We start from the raw sequence: 24324 nt of genomic DNA on the forward strand, positions 1-24324 counted from the left end.
AAGCTAGAGCAGCCGCAGGTCGACCGAGTCCGCCAGGGCGGCGAGACCCGCGTCGCCCGGATGCAGATGGTCCCCGCTGTCGTACGCGGGCAGGATCCGGGACGGCCGCTGCGGATCCCGGACCACCGCGTCGAAGTCGAGCACGCCGTCGAAGACCTCGCCGTCCCGGATCCACTCGTTCACCGCGACCCGCTCGGCGTCGACGGCGGCCGTGCAGCGCGCCTCGCCCTCGCAGGGCAGGATCGTCGCCGCGAGCATCCTGACGCCCCGGGCGTGCCCGCGTGCCGCCAGCTCCCGCAGCCCCGCGATCACCTGCTCCGCCGACGTGCCCCAGCGCACGTCGTTGACGCCTTCGAAGACGACCGCCGTCCGGGCCGACGTCTGGGCGAGGACGTCGCGGTCGAACCGGTGCAGGGCGCTCACCCCGGCCGCGTCCGTGGACACCCCGTCGCCGGGATACCGGTCGGTGACCACACGGTTGCCCGAGATGCCCTGGTTCAGCACGCCGTAGCGCGGAACCGTGGTCTGCTTCAGCAGTCGGCCGGCCAGCACGTCCGGCCACCGCCGGTTCGCGTCCACCGTGGACTTGTCGCCGTCGGTGATCGAGTCCCCGAGCAGCACCACGGACCCGGGCCCGCCGCTCACGTCGACCCCGGCGAGCAGCGGCCAGCTGGTGATGACCGAGCTGTACGCGTCCGCGGAGCCGTCCGCCGCGTGGTCGCCCGGCCCGCTGACGTACGACCGCTGCTGCGCGAGCCGGTGCACGGGCGCCGCCGCCACCGTGCCGGGCAGATGGAAGCTCACCAGCAGGTTGGCGTCCGCCGGGACGGCGAAGCCCAGCGGATCGCTGTACGCCTGGGCCCCGGCCGGGATCTCCACGCTTCCCGCACCGCCGAAGGACAGCGGCACCGGTGTCCCGCGTGCCGCCGCGCCCGACGCCTGCACGGCGACCGTCGCGCTGCCGATCCGTACCGGCGCCGCCGCGAAGGTGTTGTCGAACCGCACCCGCACCCGGGGCCCGCCGGCCGACGTGTGCACCACGAGCCGCAGCGTCCGGTCCGTCCAGGGGCCCACGGCGGTGTAGCCGGAGGTCGACGTCGTCCAGCTGCCCGTCCAGCCCTGCGTCGCGGTCCGTACCGACACCGCGAAGACGTGCAGCCCGGCCGCGTGCGGCAGCCGGACCGAGGCGACCGGGCGCCCCGGCGCCAGCGGCACCGTCACGACGTACAGGCGGGCCTGCTCGGCGAGTTGTCCGCCGGGCGTGTTGATGTGGGGCAGGGCCACCGCCTTCGTCGCGAGCGGCCCGGTGCGCCAGTCGGGCGCGGTCAGCCGGTATCCGGAGCGGCTGCCGTTCCCGTACGTGATCACACCCGGGCCGCCCACCTCGGTGCCGGCGGTGCCCGCAACCAGGAAGGCGAGGGCGTCCCCGCGCCCTGTGACGCGTACGTCCTGGCCGGCCGCGCGGACGTTGTCCGGCTCGCCGGGCTGCCGCCGCGGCCAGGTCAGCCGGGCCCCCTGGACGGTGAGGCCGCGGCCGGGCGTCCAGCCCGCGGCCGCGAGGTCCCGCGCCGACAGCGAGGCACCGGCACCGTCGAAGTCGGCCTGCGTGGGCCGGCCGTCGTCGCTGACGGCGATGTTGTCGAACAGCCGCTCAAGCGGCACCGGCGCGGACCGGCGCTCCTCGACGGCCTGTGCCGGGACCGCCGGCATCAGGGACCCGCACAGGGCCAGGACGATCAGGACCCCCTGGACACATCGGCGCACGGCCGACTCCTCCCGCTCATCGACACACGACGCAACAAGACGAAACGCAGGGACGGGACAGAAGACACGGCGAAGGCCGAGACACACGACGCACGGTGAAACTAGGGAGACATCAGGGGCGCGTCAACGAGGCCTACGCGAACTCGACGTGAACGTGTCAGGAATCGGCGGGCCCGCGCGCCTGTGGTGCGTACGGCGGTGCGAATGACACGCTGGACGTATGAACATCCCTTTCCTGGGCAACCGGCGCCGGAAGCTCGGGGTTCCCGATCCGGCAGGCATCGCGGAACTCCTTGCCGAGTGTGAACTGCTCCGCTCCCAGGCGTACCGGGCGGGTGTCCGGCTGGACGACTCGGCGGCCTCGCTGGAGGCGCTGGACCAGCTCGTGCCACGCTGGCGGGACGACGAGGAGGCCCTGGCCTGGCTCGGCAACGACGCCGGGCTCTACCTGGGCACCGTCATCGTGCGTACCGTACCCGGAGCGGCCTGGGAGATCCGGTCCGACGGACAGCCCGTCGTGCGGCTCGCCTCCGGCCGGGAGTTCGACGTCGTGGACTCCGGTCACGAATGGGCCGCGAACGGCGTGCCCGAGCTGTCCCAGCTGTACGCGGAAGTCGCGGAGGCGTGAGACTGGTCCTCAGAAGCTGTGGCCCAATGGCCGCCGTAAATACGGCTAATGATCGAAAAGTGCGTGTCGCCCTTCAAGTCTGATCTTGCCTGGATACGTTGCGGCAACCACCACACAGCTGAGAGTGAGTAGGGCTGAGCATGGCCGTCGATCCGCTGATCGAGCTGCGTGACGTCAACAAGCACTTCGGGGAGCTGCATGTCCTCCAGGACATCGACCTCACCGTCGGCAGGGGGGAGGTGGTGGTGGTCATCGGCCCGTCGGGGTCGGGAAAGTCGACACTGTGCCGGGCGATCAACCGCCTGGAGACCATCGAGTCCGGGACGATCGTCCTCGACGGGCAGCCGCTGCCGGAGGAGGGCAAGCCCCTCGCGCGGCTGCGCGCCGATGTCGGGATGGTCTTCCAGGCATTCAATCTCTTCGCCCACAAGACCGTCCTGCAGAACCTCTCCCTGGGCCAGGTCAAGGTGCGCGGGCGCAAGAAGGAGGACGCCGACAGGCGCTCCCGTGAACTGCTCGACCGGGTCGGCGTCGCCGACCAGGCGGACAAGTACCCGGCGCAGCTCTCCGGCGGCCAGCAGCAGCGCGTGGCCATCGCCCGCGCCCTGGCCATGGAGCCCAAGGCGATGCTCTTCGACGAGCCGACCTCGGCCCTCGACCCGGAGATGATCAACGAGGTGCTGGAGGTCATGAAGCAACTGGCCCGCGACGGCATGACCATGATCGTCGTCACGCACGAGATGGGCTTCGCCCGCTCGGCCGCCAACCGCGTCGTCTTCATGGCCGACGGCCGGATCGTCGAGGACCGCACCCCCGACGAGTTCTTCACCAACCCCACCAGCGACCGCGCCAAGGACTTCCTCTCCAAGATCCTCAAGCACTGAACGGGCGGGCACCGGACGGCTCGTCGCATCGGACCTCGACTACGATGTGCCCTTCATCCCTGTCGGAGAGGGGGACTTCGCCGAATTCCGCCGATCCCGCCGGGGATGAGCAGACCGCCCGCCCGCTCCGCGGGCCACTCCCGCCGGGTGCGGCCCCCACGGCCCTGTCGGCCACGGGGGCGGCGGTTCACATCGGCCAGGCCCGTCCGGCGGCAGCCGGAGATCACTGCTCGCGCAGCGGAACCGACACGTACGACGGGTCGTTCGCCGGCGAGGAGAAGGTCAGCTGCGCGCCGGACGGGTTGTGCTCGATGTAGAGCGGGTCGACCGTGTCGACGACCAGGGCGAGGCGGTGCCCGGCCGGGACGTCGTAGGCCGTGGAGTACAGCTCCAGGTCGACGCCGAACGGCTTTCCGGGCGTGCGCCCGTGGAAGGTGTACGGCGCGTTGGCGACCAGCTTGCCGAGGCCGAGCGGCCCCACGTCGTACAGGTAGGCGACGAGGGTGCCGCTCTCCTTGGTCGGGGTGACGGTCGTGTGCAACTTGGCCGTCCCGCGTACCTGTTGGGCCGTGGCGTACTTCTCCGACTGCCACACGGCGGCCCAACGGCGGGGGAGCAGCGGGATGGAGGCGACCGGGGGCAACTGGGCCACCTGGTCGAGGATGCTGGACAGGAAGACGACTCCGCCGTCGGCCCCCGAGTTCACGTTCGTACGGATGGTGGTCGTGCCCGCGAGGCCGATCTTCCGGTTCGTCGCGGCGACCGACTTCCAGTCCGGGTAGCCCTCGTAGCCGCCCGTGGAGCGGGACTTGAGTTGGACGGGCTGTTCCCGGTCGATGCCGTTGTCCTCGCCCCTGAGGTAGTGGTCGAACCAGCGCTCGGTGTCCTTCCACACGTCGTTGGGCAGCCCGAACAGGCCGGTCAGCTCGGCGGTGGCGTGGTCGCCTGGGCGCATTTCCAGCCGCTTCGGGCCGGTCAGCTTCTCGTAGAAGTCGGCGTACTGGTTGGGCGGGAAGATCGTGTCGCCCCAGGCGTTGGCGAGCATGATCGCCGCGCCGTTCTTGTTGATCTGGTCGACGTAGGTCGCAGCGGAACGTTTCTTCCCCCAGGCGATGAGGTCCGGCTCCTTCGCCAGGTTGGAGGCGTAGAAGTCGTCGAAGACCTGCCGGAGTTCGGCGCTCTGCCGGCCCGTTACCAGGCTCGCTCCGTCCAGCAGGGCGGCGGCCTGGACGTGCTGGGTGCGCTCGGAGTAGATCGAGTCGATCAGGTCGGCCCAGCCGCTCAGCGAGGCGACCGCGCGGACCCGTTTGTCGTGCGCGGCGGTGAGGAGGCTGATGCCGGCGCCGTAGGAGACGCCCGCCATGCCGATGTGCCCGGCGTCCGAGGGTGTGTTGGCGAGCGCCCAGTCGATGACTTTCGAGGCGTCGGCTATGTCGGGCGGGCCCGCGACTTCTATCTCGCCGCCCGACTGCCAGAAGCCGCGCACGTTGTAGGTGACCACGACGTACCCGGAGTCGGCGAGCTTCTGAGCCTGGGCCAGGTACTCGACCTGGGGCAGACCCCAGCTCGTGGGCATGACGAGCAGCGGGTAGCGGTGCGTGCCGTCGGCGCCGGCCGGGGTGACGACGTTGGCCTTGAGGACGGTGCCGCCGTCGCCGGTGATGTCGACGAACCGGATCGGGCTCGGCGCCGCCTGTGCGGTGGGGGTGAGTCCGAGGGCTGTGCCGGCGACCAGGGTCGCCGAGACGGCGCCTACGGCGGTGGTGCGCAGGGCCTTGCGGTGATGTCCCACGGGTCACTCCTCACTCGTGTCAGTGCAAAGTGACCAGACGGTAACCTCGCCTCCTTACCGCTGGTAACCCGTCGGTAAGTTACGTGCCAGTAACGATTGTTGAGAAGTGGAGGACTTCAGGAGGCCCGGTGGCTGTTGCGTGGAGCCGGGGCGGGCAGTGGCGTCTGTGCCGCGCGTGTCACGTCCTCCACCAGTTCGACGACGTCCGGGCCGTACGCATGCGAATTGATCACCTTCAGCAGCAGCACGAAGGAGTCGCCGTGTTTGCGGGCCAGCCGCTCGTGGTTGCGGGCGAGGTAGCGGGTGGCGGCCTGGTTGGTGATGGCCCGCTGGCCGCAGAAGAGGAACACGGGACGCGCCTCGCGGCGGTCACCGGCGGTGAGCCGGGCCAGCAGGACGTACTCCGTGATGCCCGGATCCATGCGGTAGCGCTCGTCGCCTATCTGGAAAGCGCCCCGGTCCGGCCCCGGTTCGGCGTCGATGTTGACACGCACGCCGGGCAGCATGGCCGCCATGTGCGCCATCATGCGCCGGTTGGACCCCGGGCCCCCCACGCAGAACTCGGTGCGCTCACCGAAGCCCTGATGGGCCGTGTCCTGGGTGACCACATGGAGGTGCGCTCCGCAGCCCTTGATCAGCGCGGAGAGTTCCAGGAGCGCGTACACGTCGAAGCGGTGCACCGCCGGCTCGGTGGCGGCCGGATCGCGGTTGACGACAAGCAGGGACTCGGAGTTCTCCGGCAGCCCGAAGAAGGCCTGCTTGCGCCGGAGTTTCCGCTTCCACAGGAACGTACGGGCAAGCCAGCCGAGCGCGGCGCTGATTCCCGCCGCGACCACGCCCAGGACGATGTTGCGCACGTCGTCATTCATGGGCGCGCATGGTAGCGGGCTCGACGCACCGGTGTTCGACGCCTTCCTGACGCGGCCATGGCGATGAATTAAGCTGCGCGAACGGCCTTTGACTGGAGGTGCGGATGCGTCGCCCTGTCGCACGTAATCTGACGGTCCTGGCGGTTTCGGCCGCCGTGGTGGTGTCGGCGGGAGCGGCGCCGCCCACCGCGCGGAGCAGCGGCGGTGAGAAGACTCCCGTGGCCGCCGGCTACGGCGGCGCCGTCTCCAGTGTCGACCGGGACGCCTCCGCCGCCGGGATCGAGGTCCTGCGCAAGGGCGGCAACGCCGTCGACGCGGCCGTCGCCACGGCCGCCGCGCTCGGCGTCACCGAGCCCTACTCGGCCGGCGTGGGCGGAGGCGGCTACTTCGTCTACTACGACGCCAAGTCCCGCACGGTCCGCACCATCGACGGCCGCGAGGCCGCCCCGCTGACCGCCGACAAGAACCTGTTCGTCGAGAACGGCAAGCCCATCCCCTTCGCCGGGGCCGTCAGCAGCGGCCTGAGCGTCGGCACCCCGGGCACGCCCGCCACCTGGCAGACGGCGCTCGACCGGTGGGGCAGCAAGCGGCTCGCGAGCGTCCTGAAGCCGGCCGAGCGGCTCGCCCGTGACGGCTTCACGGTCGACGAGACCTTCCGCTCGCAGACGGCGTCCAACGAGACCCGCTTCCGCTACTTCCCGGACACCGCCAAACTTTTCCTGCCCGGCGGGCGGCTCCCCGTCGTCGGCTCCACCTTCAAGAACCCCGACCTCGCCCGCACCTACGCGGAGCTGGCCCGCAAGGGCGTCGGCGCGCTCTACCGCGGTGACATCGGCCGGGACGTCGTCGACACGGTCAACAAGCCGCCCGTGGACCCGGCATCCGGCTGGAACGCCCGCCCCGGCGACCTGTCCGAGCGGGACCTGACCGCCTACCGCACCAAGCTCCAGGCACCCACCAAATCCTCGTACCGCGGCCTCGGCGTCTACTCCATGGCGCCGTCCTCCTCCGGCGGTACCACGGTCGGCGAGGCGCTCAACATCCTGGAGCGGACCGACCTGTCGAAGGCGAGCCAGGCGAAGTATCTGCACCGCTACATCGAGGCCAGCCGGATCGCCTTCGCGGACCGGGGCCGCTGGGTGGGCGACCCGGCCTTCGAGGACGTACCGACGAAGGAGCTGCTGTCCCAGCGGTTCGCCGACTCGCGCGAGTGTCTGATCAAGGACGACGCGGTGCTGAAGAGTCCGCTGGCGCCGGGCGATCCGCGCAACCCCGCGCGGTGTGGCTCCGGCGGTACGGCCGCTCCGACGACGTACGAGGGCGACAGCACGACGCATCTGACGGTGGCCGACAAGTGGGGGAACGTCGTCGCCTACACGCTCTCCATCGAGCAGACGGGTGGCAGCGGGATCACCGTGCCGGGGCGGGGCTTCCTGCTCAACAACGAGCTGACGGACTTCTCCTTCACCCCGGCGAATCCCGCCGTGCACGACCCGAACCTGCCGGGGCCGGGGAAGCGGCCGCGGTCGTCCATGTCGCCGACGATCGTGCTCGACCGGCATGACAGGCCCGTGGTGGCGCTGGGGTCGCCCGGTGGAGCGACCATCATCACGACCGTTCTGCAGACGCTGGTCGGGTTCCTCGACCGGGGGTTGCCGCTGGTCGACGCGATTGCGGCGCCGCGGGCCAGTCAGCGGAACGCCGCGCAGACCGAGCTGGAACCGGGGCTCTACGACAGTGGCGTGAGGAAGCAGCTCGAAGCGATCGGGCACTCCTTCAAGGCCAACCCGGAGATCGGGGCGGCCACGGGGGTTCAGCGTTTGCCGGGTGGGAAGTGGCTGGCGGCGGCTGAGACTGCGCGGCGTGGTGGGGGATCGGCGATGGTGGTGCGGCCTGAGCGTTGAGTGCCGGGTGCGGGGGCGTGGGGGCTGGCCGCACCCACGCGGCGGAGCCGCGACCGGCACAGCCCCGCGCCCCTGAGAAGGCAGGACGCGTCACAACTCGGCGGGTGGCGTCTCCTGGGTGCGGAACGCCAGGTGGCCGTCCTCCGTGTCCACCGTTACCTGGCCGCCCTCCGACACTCGGCCGTCCAGCAGCAGCCGGGACAGCTCGTTGTCGACCTCGCGCTGGATCGTGCGGCGCAGCGGGCGGGCGCCGTACTCCGGCTGGTAGCCGTGTTCGGCCAGCCATTCCACCGCTCGGTCGGTGAAGGTCACCGAGACGCCCTTGTCGTGCAGCAGGGAACGGGTGCGGTCCAGCAGGAGGTTGGTGATCCGGCGCAGTTGTTCCGTGCTGAGCTGGCGGAAGACGACGATCTCGTCGATGCGGTTGAGGAACTCGGGCCGGAAGTGCTCGCGCAGCGGACGCAGGATCTGTTCGCGCCGGGCTTCCTCGTCCGCGTCGGCGCCGCCCGACGCGAAGCCCACGGAGGCGCCGCGGCGGGTGATGGCCTCGGAGCCGAGGTTGCTGGTCATGACGATGACGGTGTTGGTGAAGTCGACCGTGCGGCCCTGGGAGTCGGTGAGGCGGCCGTCGTCGAGCACCTGGAGCAGGATGTTGAAGACGTCCGGGTGGGCCTTCTCCACCTCGTCCAGCAGGAGCAGCGAGTACGGGTGCCGACGGACGACCTCGGTGAGCTGGCCGGCCTCCTCGTGGCCGACGTAGCCGGGCGGGGCGCCGACCAGGCGGCTGACGGTGTGCCGCTCCTGGTACTCGCTCATGTCGAGGCGGACCATGCGGTCCTCGCTGCCGAACAGGGCCTCGGCGAGCGCCCGGGCCAGCTCGGTCTTGCCGACGCCGGTCGGGCCGAGGAAAAGGAAGCTGCCGATCGGCCGGTCGGGGCTGGCCAGCCCGGCGCGGGAGCGCAGCACCGCGTCCGAGACGACCCGCACGGCCTCGTCCTGGCCGACCACCCGCTCGTGCAGATGCTCCTCCAGGCGCAGCAGGCGGTCCTTCTCCTCCTGGGTGAGGCTGCTGACCGGGATGCCGGTCTGCCGGGACACCACCTCGGCGATCGCCTCGGCCTCGACCACCAGGTCCTGGCCCTCGTCGATCTCGTGGTCGCCGCCCGCCTGGGTGATCCGCAGCTTCAGGTCCACGATCCGGTCGCGCAACTGGGTGGCCTGTTCGTACTGCTCGTCCGCGACCGCCTGGTCCTTGTCCCGGGTCAGCTGCTCCAGCTCCCGCTCCATGGCCCGTACGTCGGTGCCCTTGGTGCGGGCGCGCAGCCGGACCCGGGCACCGGCCTGGTCGATCAGGTCGATCGCCTTGTCCGGCAGCCGGCGGTCGGTAAGGTAGCGGTCGGACATTTCCACGGCGGCGACCAGGGCCTCGTCGGTGTAGCGGACCTGGTGGTGGGCCTCGTAGCGGTCCTGGAGGCCGCGCAGGATCTCGATCGCGTCCGCCGCGGTCGGTTCCGGCACCATGATCGGCTGGAAGCGGCGGGCCAGCGCCGCGTCCTTCTCGATCCGGCGGTACTCCTCCAGCGTGGTGGCGCCCACGATGTGCAGCTCGCCGCGGGCGAGGGCCGGCTTGAGGATGTTGCCGGCGTCCATGGAGCTGCCGTCGCCGCCACCGGCACCGGCGCCCACGACCGTGTGCAGCTCGTCGATGAAGATGATCAACTGGTCGGAGTGGGCGCGGATCTCGCCGACGATGTTGTTCATCCGCTCCTCGAAGTCACCCCGGTAGCGGGTGCCCGCGACCACGCCCGTCAGGTCCAGAGCGACCACGCGGCGCTCGGTCAGCACATCCGGCACGTCCCCCTCGGAGATGCGCTGCGCCAGCCCCTCCACGATCGCGGTCTTGCCGACGCCCGCGTCACCGATCAGCACCGGGTTGTTCTTGCCGCGACGGGAGAGGACCTCGACGGTCTGCTCGATCTCCTCGTCCCGGCCGATCACCGGGTCGATACGGCCCTGCCGGGCCAGTTCGGTGAGGTCACGGCCGTACTTGTCGAGGGTCGGCGTGTTCGTCGGGCGCGGTCGCTCGGCCTGCGGGGCCTCCGGCGCCTCGGGCGGGCTCGAGGGGGCGAAGCGGGCCGCGTTCAGGATGTGCCCGGCGGCCGAGTCCGGGTTCGAGGCCAGGGCGCTGAGCACGTGCTCCGGCCCGATGTAGCCGTAGCCGCGAGCCCGGGCCATGTCGTGCGCGTCCAGCAGGGCGCGCTTGGCGGCCGGTGTGAGGGAGAGGGCGGTCGGCGGCGGTGCGTCGGCCGGGGTGTGCTGGGCCGGGCCCGACCGCTCGTCGATCTGCGATGCCAGAGAGTCGGGGTTCGCGCCGGCCTTGCTGAGCAGGGTCCGGGTGGGCTCGGTGGCCAGAGCCGCCCGCAGCAGGTGTTCCGTGTCGAGGTCCCGGCTGCCGTGCTCGGCGGCGTACTGGGCGGCGCCCCGCACGAGCTCACGGGCCGGCTGGCTGAGCAGCCGGCCGATGTCGATCTGCCGGGGACCCGGACGCGGTCCGCCGAAGAAGCGTGCGAGGAATTCTCCGAAGGGGTCCGAGCCGTAGCCCTCCGGGCTGGTGAAGCCGCTGCTCATGGGCCTTCCGTTCCCGGCGTCCCCGGCGCGCGGGCGGGGGACGCCCTCGCTGGTCGACGTGCCGGGGTCGGGTAACCCGGGTGGCAGCCCGTTACACCTGGGGCGCGCTCGTAGAACACCTTCGCACGATCGTCGACGAGGGGCACCTTCGGGGCATACCCGGGTAATCCTGGCGTGCTTCAGCGCGCGGTCAGGATCCTCGGTCCCGACTCCATGATCGCCACCGTGTGCTCCGCGTGGGCCGCGCGGGAGCCGTCGTCCGTCTTCAGGGTCCAGCCGTCGGGGGCCGCGTGGAAGGTGTCCGTGCCGCCCGCGACGACCATGGGTTCGATCGCCAGCACCATGCCGTGCCGGAGCCGCATCCCGCGCCCCTGGCGGCCCTCGTTCGGCACCGACGGGTCCTCGTGCATACGGCGGCCGATGCCGTGGCCGCCGAAACCGTCGGGGATGCCGTAGCCCGCGGCACGGCAGACGGTGCCGATCGCGTGGGCGATGTCGCCGATGCGGTTGCCGACGACGGCGGCCTCGATGCCGGCCGCGAGGGCCCGCTCGGCGGTCTCGATCAGGCGCAGGTCGGCCTCGCGCGGGGTGCCCACGACGAAGCTGAGCGCCGAGTCGCCGACCCAGCCGCCCAGTTCGGCGCCGAAGTCGATGGAGACCAGGTCGCGGTCGCGCAGCCGGTAGCGGGTCGGGATGCCGTGCACGATCGCGTCGTTGACCGAGACGCAGAGGACGGCGGGGAAGGGGGTCGGTGCGAAGGACGGCCGGTAGCCGAGGAAGGGCGAGGTCGCTCCCGCCTCGCGCAGCACGTCGTGCGCCACCTCGTCCAGCTCCAGCAGGGAGACGCCCACGTCAGCGGCCTTCTTTACGGCCGTCAGGGCGCGGGCGACGACCTGGCCCGCCTCGTACATCGCATCGATGGAGGTATCGGTCTTCAGCTCAACCATGCCAATTACTATACCGGTATTAGAATGGGGGCATGGTGCGCACCCCTCTCACCCCCGAAGAGCGCGAACGCGGCGAGCGGCTCGGCCGACTCCTGCGCGAGGCGCGTGGCGACCGGAGCATGACGGAGGTCGCGACGAGCGCGGGCATCTCCCCGGAGACACTCCGGAAGATCGAGACCGGGCGGGCTCCGACCCCGGCCTTCTTCACGGTGGCAGCGCTGGCGGGCACGCTCGGGTTGTCGATGGACGAGCTGGCCGCGCGGTGCGTGCTGGTGCCGGTCTGACGGCGCGGCACTGAGGCTCCTGCGCCCTGTGTGAAAACTCCGCGTAGCACGGCTGTAACACGACTGGTGTTGCCTACTGACCGGAGTGCTCCGGTCTAGCGGGAGTTGAGCGATGGCGGCGGATCGGCTCCCGGATGACGTACGGGAGTTCGCGCATTACCTGGACGGTCTGCTGGCACGCCTGGACCCGTCCGGGGGTTGGTGTGCGGTCTTCTGGCAGCGTGACCCCGAGGGCATGCGGGCCTGTCTCGACGGGCGTGAGATGCCGCCCTGGGACGTGGTCCAGGCCCTGTTGCAGGACCTCGCCGGGCAGTACGGCCCCGGGGGCGCGGGCCCGGAGACGGAGCGTGCCCGGTCCCTGCATGCCTCCGCGCTCGCCGCGTACGACGCCCGGCCCGGCGGCCGCGACGCCCTCGGCGACCGGCTCGACGTCATGCTCCGAGAACAGAAATACGCAGCCGAACGCCATACGGAACTGAGCCGGCTCCTGGCCACCGCCGCCACCCGTGAAGAGGCCGACGCCCTCCGCCTCGACCTCGCCTGGGCCCACGACGACCATGAACGCGCGACAGCGCGCTGCGCGGAACTCCGGGCTCGGATGGCCGACTTGGACCGCCGCGAGCGGGACGTGTCGCGCACGGCGTGGGGTGCCGGGGACGGGCGGGGCGGTGGCGTGCCGGGGGCTGCCGCGGGTGTCTCCGGCGGCGCGGGTGCGGCGGAGGACGCGGCCTCAGACGGGCGGCGCGGCCCGCGCGGCGGTGGGTCCCCGGACGACGACGGTACCTGGTCGGGCGCGTGGCACAGGCCGAACGAGGGAGGCTTCGCGGCGGCGGAGGTGGACGGGGGTACGCGAGCAGGAGCCGGCACGGGGGCGTGGCCCGGTGCGGCGGCGGAGAGTGGTCAGTCGGCAGGGGGCCGCGGGTATACCGGTGACGGTCCGGCATCCGACAGCGGCCGTATGCAATCAGCCCTTGGCGGGCCGCACGACCCCGGGACGCCTGCCACGCCCTGGCACCGCGACGAGCAGGCGTCAGCCGTGACCGGTGCCGCCGGCCGTGACGCCCCCCGGCATGCGGACGCCGACGCGGAGGCGGAGCACCGGGCCGATGCCCGGGGCGGCGAGTATTCGATGGACGGGGCGGCCTCTGGGGAAGCGGCGGCCGGCGGCATGCCTGGTGCGTCTGCGTCTGCGTCTGCGGCTTCGGGCGGCCGGGCCGATGCCCGGGGCGGCGAGTATTCGGCGGGCGGGGCGGCCTCCCGGGAAGCCGCAGCCGGCGGTACGTCCGGCGCCTTCGCCGCGCCTGCCCCTGCCGCCCCCGAGCCCACGGCGCCCCAGCCCCCCGCCACCCCCAAACAGCGCAAGCGCCGCCGCGGCAGTGCCCGCTTCGCCGGGATGGTCGAGGAGGAAGCCACACCCCTCGTCGTGCCGCCCGCTGCCGTGCCTCTGCTCCCTGACCCCGCCCCCGTGACCGGCCGCCGTACCCGGCGTGGCGCGCGGTTCGCCGGGGCCGCCGAAGAGGTGGGGGAGGAGCGGGCGGCGCCGCGGGTCGTGGCCGTCGGTGTGGCGGAGCGGAGGGATGTCGTGCGGACCGTCGACGCGCTCGCGCGGCTGCGGAAGGACGGGCGCAGCGGGGAGGCGCATGCCCTGCTGGTCGAGGCCGCGTCCTGGGCCCCGGCGCGGTTTCCGCTGCTCGCGGACGAGCTGGAGCGGGCCGGGCTGGGGGCGGACTGGCAGACCCTGCTCTGGGAGGCCGCCTCGCTGCCCGCCGCGCGGCTGGTCGCCGCGGCGGACGCGCTGGGCGCGGCCGGGCGCGCGGGCGACGCGCAGCAGATCTTGCGGCAGGGGGTCGCCCGGCCCCCGGGCGAGGTCGGAGAGGCCGTCCTCGGACTCGTCGCCGAGGGACGTCACCGCGAGGTACGTGCGCTCCTCCACGCATACGTCAGAGCCCGCACCCCCGAGGAGGCGGCCCGCAGCGCGGAGGCCGGTCCGCAGACCCTCGTACCGCTCCTGCTGGAGGCCGCCCGGGGCGTGTCGGAAGAGCGCCGCTGGGATCTCGTGCACGCCCTCCGGGTCGCCGGATTCACCGCCTGACCGGTGACGTCGTGCTCCCGGCGGCTCACCCACAGGAGTGCGAATCGCGCCCGGCCCAGCGGGTTGGCGACGATGGTCTTGGCAAGCCCGGGCCGGAGGCTTACGTTCGTGGCTCTACGGCCCGCTTCTACGGGCGTAGAGGCGCTGACGTCGCGTCGAAGGAGCAGCTCATGGCCAACGTCGTACGTGCCGCCCTGGTCCAGGCCACCTGGACCGGCGACACCGAGTCCATGGTGGCGAAACACGAGGAGCACGCCCGCGAGGCGGCCCGCAGGGGCGCGAAGATCATCGGTTTCCAGGAAGTCTTCAACAGCCCCTACTTCTGTCAGGTCGAGGAGCCGGAGCACTACCGCTGGGCCGAGCCGGTGCCCGACGGGCCGACCGTGCGGCGCATGCGGGCCCTCGCGCGCGAGACCGGCATGGTGATCGTCGCGCCGGTGTTCGAGGCGGAACAGCCCGGCTTCTACTACAACACCGCGGCCGTGATCGACGCCGACGGCACCTACCTCGGCAAGTACCGCAAGCACCACATCCCGCAGCTCAAGGGTTTCCGCGAGAAGTTCTACTTCAAGCCCGGCAACCTCGGCTGGCCCGTCTTCGACACGGCGGCCGGAAAGGTCGGCGTCTACATCTGCTACGACCGCCACTTCCCGGAGGGCTGGCGGCAGCTCGGCCTGGCAGGCGCCCAGCTGGTCTACAACCCCTCCGCCACCCACCGGAGCCTGTCGTCCCACCTGTGGCGGCTGGAGCAGCCCGCGGCGGCCGTCGCCAATTCGTACTACATCGCCGCGATCAACCGGGTCGGGGTCGAGGAGTACGGCGACAACGACTTCTACGGGACGAGCTACTTCGTCGACCCCCGCGGGCAGTTCGTGGGAGACGTCGCCAGCGACAGCCAGGAGGAGCTCGTGATCCGGGACCTGGACCTCGACCTCATCGAAGAAGTGCGGCAGACGTGGGCCTTCTACCGCGACCGCCGCCCCGACGCCTACGAAGGACTGGTGCAGCCGTGACCGACGACCTGCTGGGCCGCCACCGGGCCGTGCTCCCCGACTGGCTCGCCCTGTACTACGAGGACCCCCTGGAGATCACCCACGGCGAGGGGCGCCACGTCTGGGACGCCCGGGGCAACCGGTACCTCGACTTCTTCGGCGGCATCCTCACCACGATGACCGCGCACGCGCTGCCCGAGGTGACCAAGGCGGTGAGCGAGCAGGCCGGGCGGATCATCCACTCCTCGACCCTCTACCTGAACCGGCCGATGGTGGAGCTCGCCGAGCGCATCGCCCAGTTGAGCGGCATCCCGGACGCCCGGGTCTTCTTCACCACGTCCGGCACCGAGGCCAACGACACCGCCCTGCTGCTGGCCACGACGTACCGCCGCAGCAACACGATCATGGCCATGCGCAACAGCTACCACGGCCGGTCCTTCAGCTCGGTCGGCATCACAGGCAACCGCGGCTGGTCCCCGACCTCGCTGTCCCCGTTGCAGACGCTGTACGTCCACGGAGGCGTGCGCACGCGCGGCCCGTACGCCTCCCTCAGCGACGACGACTTCATCGCGGCCTGCGTCGACGACCTGGTGGACCTGCTCGGGCACACCCGCGCGCCGGCCGCGCTGATCGCCGAACCCATCCAGGGCGTCGGCGGCTTCACCTCACCGCCGGACGGGCTGTACGCCGCCTTCCGCGAGGTGCTGCAGGAGCGCGGCATCCTCTGGATCGCCGACGAGGTACAGACCGGCTGGGGCCGCACCGGCGAGCACTTCTGGGGCTGGCAGGCCCACGGGCAGAACGGGCCGCCCGACATCATGACCTTCGCCAAGGGCATCGGCAACGGCATGTCCATCGGCGGTGTCGTCGCCCGCTCAGAGATCATGAACTGCCTGGACTCCAACAGCATCTCCACGTTCGGCGGCACTCAGATCACCATGGCGGCGGGCCTCGCCAACCTCAACTACCTGCTGGAACACGACCTCCAGGGCAACGCCCGGCGGGTCGGCGGCCTGCTCATCGAGCGGCTGCGGGCCGCCGCCGCGCAGGTCCCGGCCGTACGGGAGGTGCGCGGCCGCGGGCTGATGATCGGCATCGAGGTCACCAAGCCGGGGACCGACGAGGCCGACCCGCAGGCCGCGGCGGCCGTCCTGGAGGCGGCCCGCGAGGGCGGCCTGCTGATCGGCAAGGGCGGTGGCCACAACACCAGCTCCCTGCGCGTCGCCCCGCCGCTGTCCCTCAACGTCGCGGAGGCCGAGGAAGGCGCCGCGATCCTCGAGAACGCTCTGAGGAGCATCCAGTAGCAGTGAACTGAGGCAAGGGAAGTCCGCCATGACCACCACCCCGGACATCTGGGAGCCCCTGGAACCGGCCCTGTCCGTCCGTCAGGTCCTCACCCTGGAGCGGGTGCTCGCCGGGGAGCCCGAGGTGGTGGCCGGCGCGAGTCATCTCGACCGGCCGGTGCGCTGGGTGCACGTCGCCGAGGCGGCCGACGTCGGCGTGATGCTCAGCGGCGGCGAGATGGTCCTCACCACCGGCGTGCTGCTCGCCGGCGACGAGGAGAAGCAGGCCGAGTACGTCCGGTCGCTGCACCGCGCGGAGGCAGCCGCCGTCGTCCTCGGACTCGGCCGCGCCTTCCCCGCCGCACCGGACGTGATGCGCCGGGCGGCCGAGCGGTGCGGGCTGCCGATGGTCGTCCTGCACCGGCCCTTCCCCTTCGCCGAGCTGACCGAGGAGGTCCAGTCACGGCTCGTGCGGCGCAAGTTCGCCGCCGTCAGCCTCTCCGAGGCCGTCCGCACCGAACTCACCGCCCTCACCATCGCGGGCGCCCCGCTGCAACGCCTGCTCGACGAGGTCGCCCGGCACAGCGCCTGCCCGGTCGTCGTCACCAACCTCGCCCACCGCGTCCTCGGCACGGCGGGGGAGCGGCCCGCGGTGGACGACGTACTGCGCGACTGGGAGCGCATCGCCCGCCAGGCCGGCGGCACCGAGGGCGACGGCTGGATCCGGGCCGAACTGGGCGGACGCGGGGAGCGGTGGGGCCGGATCGTGCTGTGCGGCTACCGGGGCGACACGGCCACCGGACGACTGCTGGCCGACCGCGCCGCCGAGGCCCTCGTCCTGCACCGCATGCTCGGCGGCGGCGCCGCCTGCTCCTGGGAGGAGCAGTCCGCACAGAGCCTGCTGACCGACCTGGTCAGCGGCGTCGTACCGGCACGGCAGCTGCTGCCCCGGGCGCGCGCGGCCGGGCTGCCGGTCAACCGGCGGACGTTCGTGCCGCTGGTCGTCCGCGGCGGCGACACCCCCCGACTCGACCGGCTGCTCCGTCTGCTGGGCCTGCCCGGGCTGGTCGCCGAACTGGCCGACGGAGCCACCGCCGTGCTGCTCAGCCTCGCCCGTGACCAGGACGCGGACGCCCTCGCCGCGCACTTCGCGACCCGGCTGCGCACCGAGTCCGGCCCGGCCCGCACGGTCGTCGCCGCGGCCGACCCCCGGGCCGGCTGGGACGACGTACCCGCTGGACTGCGCGAGGCCCAGCACGTGGCGGACGCCGTCGCCGACTCCGCCGCCGCCCTCGACCTCCCGCCGGTCGTCCGCCTGCGGGACGTCCACCTGCGGGGCCTGATCCGTCTGCTGCGCGACGACCCGCATGTGCAGTCCTTCGCCGAGCGGGAGCTGGACGGGCTGCTGCGCGAGACCGACGAGGACCTGCTCTCCGTCCTGCGCACCTACCTCGCCACCGGCCGCAACAAGTCCCGGACCGCCCAGCTCCACCACGTCTCCCGGCCCGCCCTCTATCGCCGCCTGGAAGCCATACAGGTCCGCCTCAGGGTGGACCTCGACGACTTCGAGCAGGCCGCCTCGGTGCACATCGCACTCCTCGCGCACGACGCGCAACAGCAGTGAAACACCCGACCACCTGGGAAAACGGCGGTGAAACATGAGCTCACGGCAGAGTGACACGGTGACACGCCGCACGCCCGCAGACGTGACACGGTGCAACTCAAAGAGGACTTCACGACTTCCTAGGCTCACGGCACACCGAGCGACCGGAGGTCCCGATGAGCCGAGTGATCCGTGCCGCCGTCTTCCAGACCGCATGGACGGGCGACAAGGAGTCGATGATCCAGGTACACGAGCAGGCGGCCCGCGACGCGGCCGCGCAGGGTGCTCAAGTCCTGTGCTTCCAGGAGCTGTTCTACGGACCGTACTTCTGCCAGGTCCAGGACCCGGCCTTCTACGAGTACGCCGAGCAGATCCCCGAGGGCCCGATCGTCCGCCGCTTCCAGGCACTCGCCAAGGAACTGGGCATCGTCCTGGTCCTGCCGATGTACGAGGAGGAACAGCCCGGCGTCCTCTACAACACCGCCGCCGTGATCGACGCGGACGGCTCCTACCTCGGCAAGTACCGAAAGACGCACATCCCGCAGGTCAGGGGCTTCTGGGAGAAGTTCTACTTCCGCCCGGGCAACAGCGGCTGGCCGATCTTCGAGACCGCCGTGGGCAAGATCGGCGTCTACATCTGCTACGACCGCCACTTCCCCGAGGGCTGGCGGGCGCTCGGCCTCGCGGGCGCCGAGATCGTCTTCAACCCCTCGGCCACCTCGCGCGGCCTGTCCGCCTACCTGTGGCAGCTGGAACAGCCGGCGGCGGCCGTCGCCAACGAGTACTTCGTGGGCGCGATCAACCGGGTCGGGGTCGAGGAGTACGGCGACAACGACTTCTACGGGACGTCGTACTTCGTCGACCCGGAGGCCCAGTTCGTCGGCGAGGTGGCGAGCGACAAGGAGCCCGAACTGGTCGTCCGCGACCTCGACATGGCGAAACTCCGAGAGGTCCGCGACCGCTGGCAGTTCTACAGGGACAGGGCGCCCGGGGCGTACGGCCCCCTGACGGCTCCCTGAAAGGGCGCCCGGGCTGGATCGTCCTGAAGGGGCGCGGGGCTGTGTTCGATATGCGGCTACCGCCGCGCGGGCGCGAGCAGCCACCGACCACCCGCACCAACCCACAGCGAGGAGCGACCACGACATGAGCAGCCGTACAGTCATCCGCGGTGGCCTGGTCATCACCGCCTCCGACGAACTGCACGCCGACGTCCTGATCGAGGACGGCCGAATCGCCGCCCTCGCAGCCTCCGGCACCCCCGCCGCCGAGGCCTTCACCGCGGACCGGACGATCGACGCCACCGGAAAGTACGTCATCCCCGGCGGCGTCGACGCCCACACCCACATGGAACTGCCCTTCGGCGGCACCTTCGCCTCCGACACCTTCGAGACCGGCACCCGCGCCGCCGCCTGGGGCGGCACGACCACGATCATCGACTTCGCCGTGCAGAGCGTCGGGCACAGCCTGCGCGAGGGCCTGGACGCCTGGCACGCCAAGGCCGAGGGCAACTGCGCCGTCGACTACGGCTTCCACATGATCGTCTCCGACGTGAACCAGGAGACGCTCAAGGAGATGGACCTGCTGATCGAGGAGGGCGTCACCTCCTTCAAGCAGTTCATGGCCTACCCGGGCGTCTTCTACAGCGACGACGGCCAGATCCTGCGCGCCATGCAGCGCTCCGCCGAGAACGGCGGCCTGATCATGATGCACGCCGAGAACGGCATCGCGATCGACGTCCTGGTCGAGCAGGCGCTGGCCCGCGGCGAGACCGATCCGCGCTACCACGGCGAGGTCCGCAAGGCCCTGCTGGAGGCCGAGGCCACCCACCGCGCCATCAAGCTCGCGCAGGTCGCCGGCGCGCCTCTGTACGTCGTGCACGTCTCGGCGACGGAGGCGGTCGCCGAGCTGGCCCGGGCCCGCGACGAGGGGCTGAACGTCTTCGGCGAGACCTGCCCGCAGTACCTTTTCCTGTCCACCGACAACCTCGCCGAGCCGGACTTCGAGGGCGCGAAGTACGTGTGCTCCACCCCGCTCAGGCCGAAGGAGCACCAGGCCGCGCTGTGGCGGGGCCTGCGCACCAACGACCTCCAGGTGGTCTCCACCGACCACTGCCCCTTCTGCTTCGTCGGCCAGAAGGAACTCGGCCGCGGCGACTTCTCCAAGATCCCCAACGGCCTCCCGGGCGTCGAGAACCGTATGGACCTGCTCCACCAGGCGGTCCTCGACGGGCACATCTCCCGCCGCCGCTGGATCGAGATCGCCTGCGCCACCCCGGCCCGGATGTTCGGCCTCTACCCGAAGAAGGGCACCATCGCGCCGGGCGCCGACGCCGACGTCGTCATCTACGACCCGCACGCCGAGCAGGTCATGTCGGCGCAGACGCACCACATGAACGTCGACTACTCGGCGTACGAGGGCAAGCACGTCACCGGCCGGGTCGAGACGGTCCTCTCGCGCGGCGAACCCGTCATCACCGAGCGGGAGTACACCGGGCACGCCGGGCACGGCGTCTACACCCCGCGTTCCACCTGTCAGTACCTCAACTAGGAGTGGTGCGGATGGACTTCGGACTCGTCCTGCAGACGGACCCGCCGGCCTCGCGGGTGATCAGCCTGATGAAACGCGCGGAACGGAACGGATTCTCGTACGGCTGGACCTTCGACTCCGCCGTGCTGTGGCAGGAGCCGTTCGTGATCTACAGCCAGATCCTGGCCAACACCACGAAGCTGAAGGTCGGGCCGATGGTGACCAACCCGGGCACCCGCACATGGGAGGTCACCGCCTCCACCTTCGCCACCCTCAACGACATGTACGGCAACCGCACGGTCTGCGGCATCGGCCGCGGCGACTCCGCGATGCGCGTGGCCGGCCGCAAGCCCAACACGCTGGCCCGGATCAGCGAGGCCATGAAGGTCATCCGGGCCCTCGGCAGCGGCCAGGAGGCCGACCTCGGCGGCGGCACGGTCGTCCGGTTCCCGTGGATCCGGCCGGGCGCGGAACTCCCCGTGTGGATGGCCGCGTACGGCCCCAAGGCCCTGAAGATGACCGGCGAGGAGGCCGACGGGTTCATCCTCCAGCTGGCCGACCTGTATCTGACCGAGTACATGGTCAAGGCCGTGAAGGACGCGGCCGTCGCCGCCGGCCGGGACCCCTCGGCGGTGGCCGTCTGCGTGGCCGCCCCTGCCTACGTCACCGAGGACGACTCGCCCGAGGCGCTCGCCCACGCGCGGGACCAGTGCCGGTGGTTCGGCGGGATGGTCGGCAACCACGTCGCCGACCTGGTGTCCAAGTACGGCGAGCACTCCGCCGCCGTCCCCGACGAACTCACCGACTACATCAAGGCGCGGGAGGGCTACGACTACTCCCACCACGGCCGGGCCGACAACCCCGACACCCAGTTCGTGCCCGATGAGATCGTCGACCGGTTCTGCCTGATCGGACCGGTCGAGAAGCACGTCGAGAAGCTGAACGCGCTGCGCGCGCTCGGCGTGGACCAGTTCGCCGTCTACGACATGCACGACGCGCAGGAAGCCGTCGTCGACGCCTACGGATCACGGGTGATCCCGGCCGTCAACGGCTGACCCCTTTCGCAGGAACCCCTCCATCTCCCCCTTCCCGTCGGCCCGGGAAGGGGGCCAGGACGCTCTCGAGCGCACCCCCCATCGGCATCACCCGCATGGCCTTTCCCGTCCCACCTCCCCTGATTGGCCTGGCCCATGACCGATACCGCTCCCACGGCCCCACTGCCGCCCACCCAAGTCACCCTCGCCGACGGCCGGGTGGAGATCGCCCCGGGCGCTCCCGCGCCGAGCGGTCCCTACGCCAACGAGGACCTGTTGCCGGTCCCCGTCGAGAAGCGCACCTGGACCACGTACAGCTTCTCCGCGTTGTGGGTCGGCATGGCCCACAACACGGCCTCCTGGACCCTGGCCTCCGGTCTCATCGCCGTCGGCATGGACTGGAAGCAGGCGGTGCTCACCATCGCCCTGGCCAATGTGATCGTGCTGATACCGATGCTGCTCACCGGGCACGCCGGACCCAAGTACGGCATACCCTTCCCGGTCTTCGCCCGTGCCTCCTTCGGCATCCGCGGGGCCAACCTGCCCGCCGTCGTACGGGCGCTGGTGGCGTGCGGCTGGTTCGGCATCCAGACCTGGATCGGCGGCGAGGCCATCTACTTCCTGGCCGGCAAGCTCATCGGCAGCGGCTGGACGGACGCGGCGAAGGTCGGCGGCTACGCCTGGACCATGTGGCTGTCGTTCGCGATCTTCTGGGCGCTCCAGGTCGTCATCATCTACCGCGGCATGGAGACCATCCGCCGCTTCGAGAACTGGGCGGCGCCCTTCGTGCTCGTCGGCGCGTTCGTGATGCTGTGGTGGATGAGCGACAAGGCGGGCGGCTTCGGCCCGCTGCTCGACCAGCCGTCCAAGCTCGGCTGGGGCGCCGACTTCTGGACGCTGTTCGCGCCCGCGCTCATGGGCATGATCGGCTTCTGGTCCACGCTGTCTCTGAACATCCCCGACTTCACGCGCTACGGCAGGAGCCAGAAGGCGCAGACGTGGGGTCAGGCCCTCGGCCTGCCGACGACGATGACGCTGTTCGCGTTCCTGTCCGTGATGGTCACCTCGGGCTCGCAGGCGGTCTACGGCGAGGCGATCTGGGACCCGGTACAGCTCGCGGCCAAGACCGACAACACGGTGGGCCTGCTGTTCGCCCTGGTCACGGTTCTGGTGGCGACGCTGTCCGTCAACGTCGCGGCCAACCTGGTCTCGCCCGCGTTCGACTTCTCCAACATCGCGCCCCGGAAGATCAGCTTCCGCGCCGGCGCCCTCGCCACCTGCGTCCTTGGCGTACTGATCTTCCCGTGGAAGCTGTACTCCGACCCCCAGGGCTACATCTTCACCTGGCTCGGCCTGGTCGGCGGCCTGCTCGGCACCGTCGCGGGCATCCTCATCGCCGACTACTGGATCCTGCGCCGCGCCCGGCTCGACCTGGCCGACCTGTACCGCACGGGCGGGCGCTACTGGTACGAGGGCGGCTGGAACTGGCGGGCCGTCGTCGCCTTCGTGGCCGGAGGCGTCCTCGCCGTCGGCGGCGCCAGCTTCAAGCCGCTGGTCGACGGCCGCCCCATCCCGGCACTGGCCGGCCTGGCCGACTACGGCTGGGCGGTGGGCCTGGGCACGTCGATGGTGCTGTACCTGGTGCTGATGGCGGCGCGGGGCCGGAACCGGACCGTCGTCTGACCGCGGACGCGGGCGCTGGAGGTCGGTCAGCCCTTGCCGCCCTCCAGCGCGGCCACCGCTTCCTTCGCGGCCTTGATGGCGCCCTTGTTGATCGTGTCCGTGCTCGGCGCCTTCTTCGACTCGAAGTCACTGCCGTTGTACGTGATGACCACCAGCGCGTTGGAGGCGCGGACGAACACCTGGCCCTCGCGCGTCTCCTGCTTGTCCTCGGTGGTGAGGTTGACGATGGAGTACGCGGTGTCACCCAGACCGGGGACGGCACCTCCGCCGCTCTTCTCCTCGGTGCGCCCCTTGTAGGCCTTCTCCGCCGCCTCGTCCGACTCCATCACCTCGAAGGACACGTCGAGCCAGCGGTAGTTGTACCCCTTGAGCGCATTCCAGGAGCAGGTGCGGCGCAACCCAGAGTCCGTGGACGGGATCTCCTTGCCGGCCGTCTTGGCACCCGGCACCAGCGACTCGATCGTCTTCTTGGCGACGCTCTCGCACGGCGCCGGCGCGGCCGAGTAGGTCTTCGACACCGTCGACGTCGACGGGGCGGACGCGGACTGGGTCTCGGTCTTCCCGTCGGCCGGCTTGTGCTCGGCGGCCTGTGGCGCGGCGAGCGGGCCGGACGACAGTGCCCAGCCCGCCGCGGCGAGCACGGCCACCGGGGACAGGCGTGCGGTCAGGGCCAGGGGCAGAGGTAGGGAACGCACGGCGCCCTTCTCGTGGGGGACGGACGGTGCGGATCAGGTCCGCACGGCGGACGGGACGACAGTTTCACATGACTCCCTGTGGTGCGGAAGAGCGGTCCGACACACAGGCTGCGGGAATACCGTTTGCATTGGCGCGGTCGCGCTCTGCAGCGTCACGGGCCGCTGCACCACCTGCCGGAGCGGGCGGACCGACTCCGTCTCCGAGCAGGGCCGGCGCCCCCTCCTGAACCGGAGAAGACAATGCGCGGACCAAGTTGTTTCTATTTCGGGTAATTGGCGTGCACACGCGGTAGCATGCGCCTCTGGCAGTCCAGACAGAAGAGAGCATTGTGAAGAAAGCGCGCATATGTCTCCTGGTGGTGGCGTGCACTCTTATGGCCGCCTCATGCAGTGGAAGTGACACGCCTGTCGACACGTCCCGCCTGACGGACCGGGAAAAGGAATGGGTCGAGTTTTCCTACGCGCACGAGAAGAACGACGAGATCAAACGGGCGTGGGAAGAACTGACCGCTGCAGGCGTCAAGTCCTACCTTGACAAGCAGCGTCCCCGCCTGTGCGGCGACACGGCGTCACTGATGCAGGGCCTGAAGGAATCCGGCTACGAGGCGGGCGAAATGCAGGAGTACAAGGAAAAGACCGAAGAACTCATCTGCTCGCCCCTGTAGAGAATTTCCTACGCCTGCAGGGGCGAAGGTCCCTGCCGGCGACAGCAGGGA

At 71.0% G+C, this 24324-nt stretch carries 19 protein-coding genes; 13 read left to right on the forward strand and 6 right to left on the reverse strand.

The genetic code is table 11. From position 1 onward, the window contains the following. Positions 1 to 3: 3 nt before the first annotated feature. Positions 4 to 1710, reverse strand: a complete 1707-nt coding sequence (locus ACZ6TU_RS16310) for an SGNH/GDSL hydrolase family protein (RefSeq protein ID WP_469549208.1) — start codon at positions 1708 to 1710, stop codon at positions 4 to 6. A 274-nt stretch (positions 1711 to 1984) separates the two neighbouring features. Here ACZ6TU_RS16310 and ACZ6TU_RS16315 point away from each other — a divergent pair, with 274 nt between their 5' ends. Further along, positions 1985 to 2392 (forward strand): DUF6278 family protein, encoded by a 408-nt coding sequence (locus tag ACZ6TU_RS16315; RefSeq protein WP_467670067.1) that lies wholly within the window; start codon positions 1985 to 1987, stop codon positions 2390 to 2392. Positions 2393 to 2532: 140 nt separating this feature from the next. Further along, positions 2533 to 3276 (forward strand): amino acid ABC transporter ATP-binding protein, encoded by a 744-nt coding sequence (locus ACZ6TU_RS16320; RefSeq protein ID WP_467670069.1) that lies wholly within the window; start codon positions 2533 to 2535, stop codon positions 3274 to 3276. Positions 3277 to 3499: 223 nt separating this feature from the next. Here ACZ6TU_RS16320 and ACZ6TU_RS16325 read toward each other — a convergent pair whose 3' ends face one another. Further along, positions 3500 to 5068, reverse strand: a complete 1569-nt coding sequence (locus tag ACZ6TU_RS16325) for a CocE/NonD family hydrolase (protein ID WP_467670071.1) — start codon at positions 5066 to 5068, stop codon at positions 3500 to 3502. A 116-nt stretch (positions 5069 to 5184) separates the two neighbouring features. Beyond that, positions 5185 to 5937, reverse strand: a complete 753-nt coding sequence (locus ACZ6TU_RS16330; RefSeq protein WP_467670073.1) for a hypothetical protein — start codon at positions 5935 to 5937, stop codon at positions 5185 to 5187. 104 nt (positions 5938 to 6041) lie between these two features. Between ACZ6TU_RS16330 and ggt the strand changes: the two genes are divergently transcribed. Beyond that, on the forward strand, positions 6042 to 7841 hold the full coding sequence (gene ggt, locus ACZ6TU_RS16335) for a gamma-glutamyltransferase (RefSeq protein WP_467670075.1): 1800 nt from the start codon (positions 6042 to 6044) through the stop codon (positions 7839 to 7841). Positions 7842 to 7931: 90 nt separating this feature from the next. On the opposite strand, the gene ACZ6TU_RS16340 is transcribed toward ggt, so the two are convergent. Together ACZ6TU_RS16340 and map are read right to left on the reverse strand one after the other, a co-directional pair. Next, positions 7932 to 10469, reverse strand: a complete 2538-nt coding sequence (locus ACZ6TU_RS16340) for an ATP-dependent Clp protease ATP-binding subunit (protein ID WP_467670077.1) — start codon at positions 10467 to 10469, stop codon at positions 7932 to 7934. Positions 10470 to 10648: 179 nt separating this feature from the next. Next, complete coding sequence (gene map / locus ACZ6TU_RS16345; RefSeq protein ID WP_469548939.1) at positions 10649 to 11416, reverse strand: type I methionyl aminopeptidase; 768 nt, start codon at positions 11414 to 11416, stop codon at positions 10649 to 10651. Between the two features lie 32 nt (positions 11417 to 11448). Here map and ACZ6TU_RS16350 point away from each other — a divergent pair, with 32 nt between their 5' ends. The 9 genes from ACZ6TU_RS16350 (at position 11449) to ACZ6TU_RS16390 (ending at position 22913) form a co-directional block, all read left to right on the forward strand. Beyond that, positions 11449 to 11700, forward strand: coding sequence for a helix-turn-helix domain-containing protein (locus ACZ6TU_RS16350; RefSeq protein WP_467670081.1), 252 nt, complete (start codon positions 11449 to 11451; stop codon positions 11698 to 11700). A gap of 112 nt (positions 11701 to 11812) precedes the next feature. Further along, positions 11813 to 13792: a hypothetical protein gene (locus ACZ6TU_RS16355; RefSeq protein ID WP_469548941.1), complete on the forward strand. Its 1980-nt coding sequence runs from the start codon at positions 11813 to 11815 to the stop codon at positions 13790 to 13792. A 170-nt stretch (positions 13793 to 13962) separates the two neighbouring features. Continuing rightward, entirely contained in the window at positions 13963 to 14805 is an 843-nt protein-coding gene (locus ACZ6TU_RS16360; protein WP_467670084.1) for a nitrilase-related carbon-nitrogen hydrolase, read from the forward strand. Further along, positions 14802 to 16088 carry an aspartate aminotransferase family protein gene (locus tag ACZ6TU_RS16365; RefSeq protein WP_469548945.1) on the forward strand — a complete coding sequence of 429 codons (1287 nt, stop codon included), beginning with the start codon at positions 14802 to 14804 and terminating at the stop codon, positions 16086 to 16088. The genes ACZ6TU_RS16360 and ACZ6TU_RS16365 overlap by 4 nt, the downstream gene beginning before the upstream one ends. 28 nt (positions 16089 to 16116) lie before the next feature. Beyond that, positions 16117 to 17691, forward strand: a complete 1575-nt coding sequence (locus tag ACZ6TU_RS16370; protein WP_469548948.1) for a PucR family transcriptional regulator — start codon at positions 16117 to 16119, stop codon at positions 17689 to 17691. Between the two features lie 155 nt (positions 17692 to 17846). Beyond that, positions 17847 to 18689, forward strand: a complete 843-nt coding sequence (locus tag ACZ6TU_RS16375; protein WP_467670090.1) for a nitrilase-related carbon-nitrogen hydrolase — start codon at positions 17847 to 17849, stop codon at positions 18687 to 18689. Positions 18690 to 18813: 124 nt separating this feature from the next. After that, the gene (hydA, locus tag ACZ6TU_RS16380; protein ID WP_469548952.1) at positions 18814 to 20217 is read left to right on the forward strand and encodes a dihydropyrimidinase; all 1404 of its coding nucleotides are present in this window, start codon (positions 18814 to 18816) and stop codon (positions 20215 to 20217) included. A gap of 11 nt (positions 20218 to 20228) precedes the next feature. Then, positions 20229 to 21251, forward strand: a complete 1023-nt coding sequence (locus tag ACZ6TU_RS16385; RefSeq protein WP_467670094.1) for a TIGR03842 family LLM class F420-dependent oxidoreductase — start codon at positions 20229 to 20231, stop codon at positions 21249 to 21251. A 135-nt stretch (positions 21252 to 21386) separates the two neighbouring features. Further along, on the forward strand, positions 21387 to 22913 hold the full coding sequence (locus ACZ6TU_RS16390) for an NCS1 family nucleobase:cation symporter-1 (RefSeq protein WP_469548954.1): 1527 nt from the start codon (positions 21387 to 21389) through the stop codon (positions 22911 to 22913). A 26-nt stretch (positions 22914 to 22939) separates the two neighbouring features. On the opposite strand, the gene ACZ6TU_RS16395 is transcribed toward ACZ6TU_RS16390, so the two are convergent. Next, entirely contained in the window at positions 22940 to 23608 is a 669-nt protein-coding gene (locus ACZ6TU_RS16395; protein WP_467670098.1) for a hypothetical protein, read from the reverse strand. Positions 23609 to 23937: 329 nt separating this feature from the next. Between ACZ6TU_RS16395 and ACZ6TU_RS16400 the strand changes: the two genes are divergently transcribed. Then, positions 23938 to 24273, forward strand: a complete 336-nt coding sequence (locus ACZ6TU_RS16400; RefSeq protein ID WP_467670100.1) for a hypothetical protein — start codon at positions 23938 to 23940, stop codon at positions 24271 to 24273. Positions 24274 to 24324: the final 51 nt, after the last annotated feature.

Source organism: Streptomyces sp. NPDC052064, assembly GCF_055585925.1.

What these genes read in the sequence shown, in the direction of transcription:
- ACZ6TU_RS16315 (WP_467670067.1), top strand. Translation starts at nt 1,985, where the DNA reads ATGAACATCCCTTTCCTGGGCAACCGGCGCCGGAAGCTCGGGGTTCCC.
- map (WP_469548939.1), bottom strand. Translation starts at nt 11,416, where the DNA reads ATGGTTGAGCTGAAGACCGATACCTCCATCGATGCGATGTACGAGGCG.
- ACZ6TU_RS16350 (WP_467670081.1), top strand. Translation starts at nt 11,449, where the DNA reads ATGGTGCGCACCCCTCTCACCCCCGAAGAGCGCGAACGCGGCGAGCGG.
- ACZ6TU_RS16320 (WP_467670069.1), top strand. Translation starts at nt 2,533, where the DNA reads ATGGCCGTCGATCCGCTGATCGAGCTGCGTGACGTCAACAAGCACTTC.
- ACZ6TU_RS16330 (WP_467670073.1), bottom strand. Translation starts at nt 5,937, where the DNA reads ATGAATGACGACGTGCGCAACATCGTCCTGGGCGTGGTCGCGGCGGGA.
- hydA (WP_469548952.1), top strand. Translation starts at nt 18,814, where the DNA reads ATGAGCAGCCGTACAGTCATCCGCGGTGGCCTGGTCATCACCGCCTCC.
- ACZ6TU_RS16355 (WP_469548941.1), top strand. Translation starts at nt 11,813, where the DNA reads ATGGCGGCGGATCGGCTCCCGGATGACGTACGGGAGTTCGCGCATTAC.
- ACZ6TU_RS16360 (WP_467670084.1), top strand. Translation starts at nt 13,963, where the DNA reads ATGGCCAACGTCGTACGTGCCGCCCTGGTCCAGGCCACCTGGACCGGC.
- ACZ6TU_RS16375 (WP_467670090.1), top strand. Translation starts at nt 17,847, where the DNA reads ATGAGCCGAGTGATCCGTGCCGCCGTCTTCCAGACCGCATGGACGGGC.
- ACZ6TU_RS16370 (WP_469548948.1), top strand. Translation starts at nt 16,117, where the DNA reads ATGACCACCACCCCGGACATCTGGGAGCCCCTGGAACCGGCCCTGTCC.
- ACZ6TU_RS16310 (WP_469549208.1), bottom strand. Translation starts at nt 1,710, where the DNA reads ATGCCGGCGGTCCCGGCACAGGCCGTCGAGGAGCGCCGGTCCGCGCCG.
- ggt (WP_467670075.1), top strand. Translation starts at nt 6,042, where the DNA reads ATGCGTCGCCCTGTCGCACGTAATCTGACGGTCCTGGCGGTTTCGGCC.
- ACZ6TU_RS16385 (WP_467670094.1), top strand. Translation starts at nt 20,229, where the DNA reads ATGGACTTCGGACTCGTCCTGCAGACGGACCCGCCGGCCTCGCGGGTG.
- ACZ6TU_RS16340 (WP_467670077.1), bottom strand. Translation starts at nt 10,469, where the DNA reads ATGAGCAGCGGCTTCACCAGCCCGGAGGGCTACGGCTCGGACCCCTTC.
- ACZ6TU_RS16390 (WP_469548954.1), top strand. Translation starts at nt 21,387, where the DNA reads ATGACCGATACCGCTCCCACGGCCCCACTGCCGCCCACCCAAGTCACC.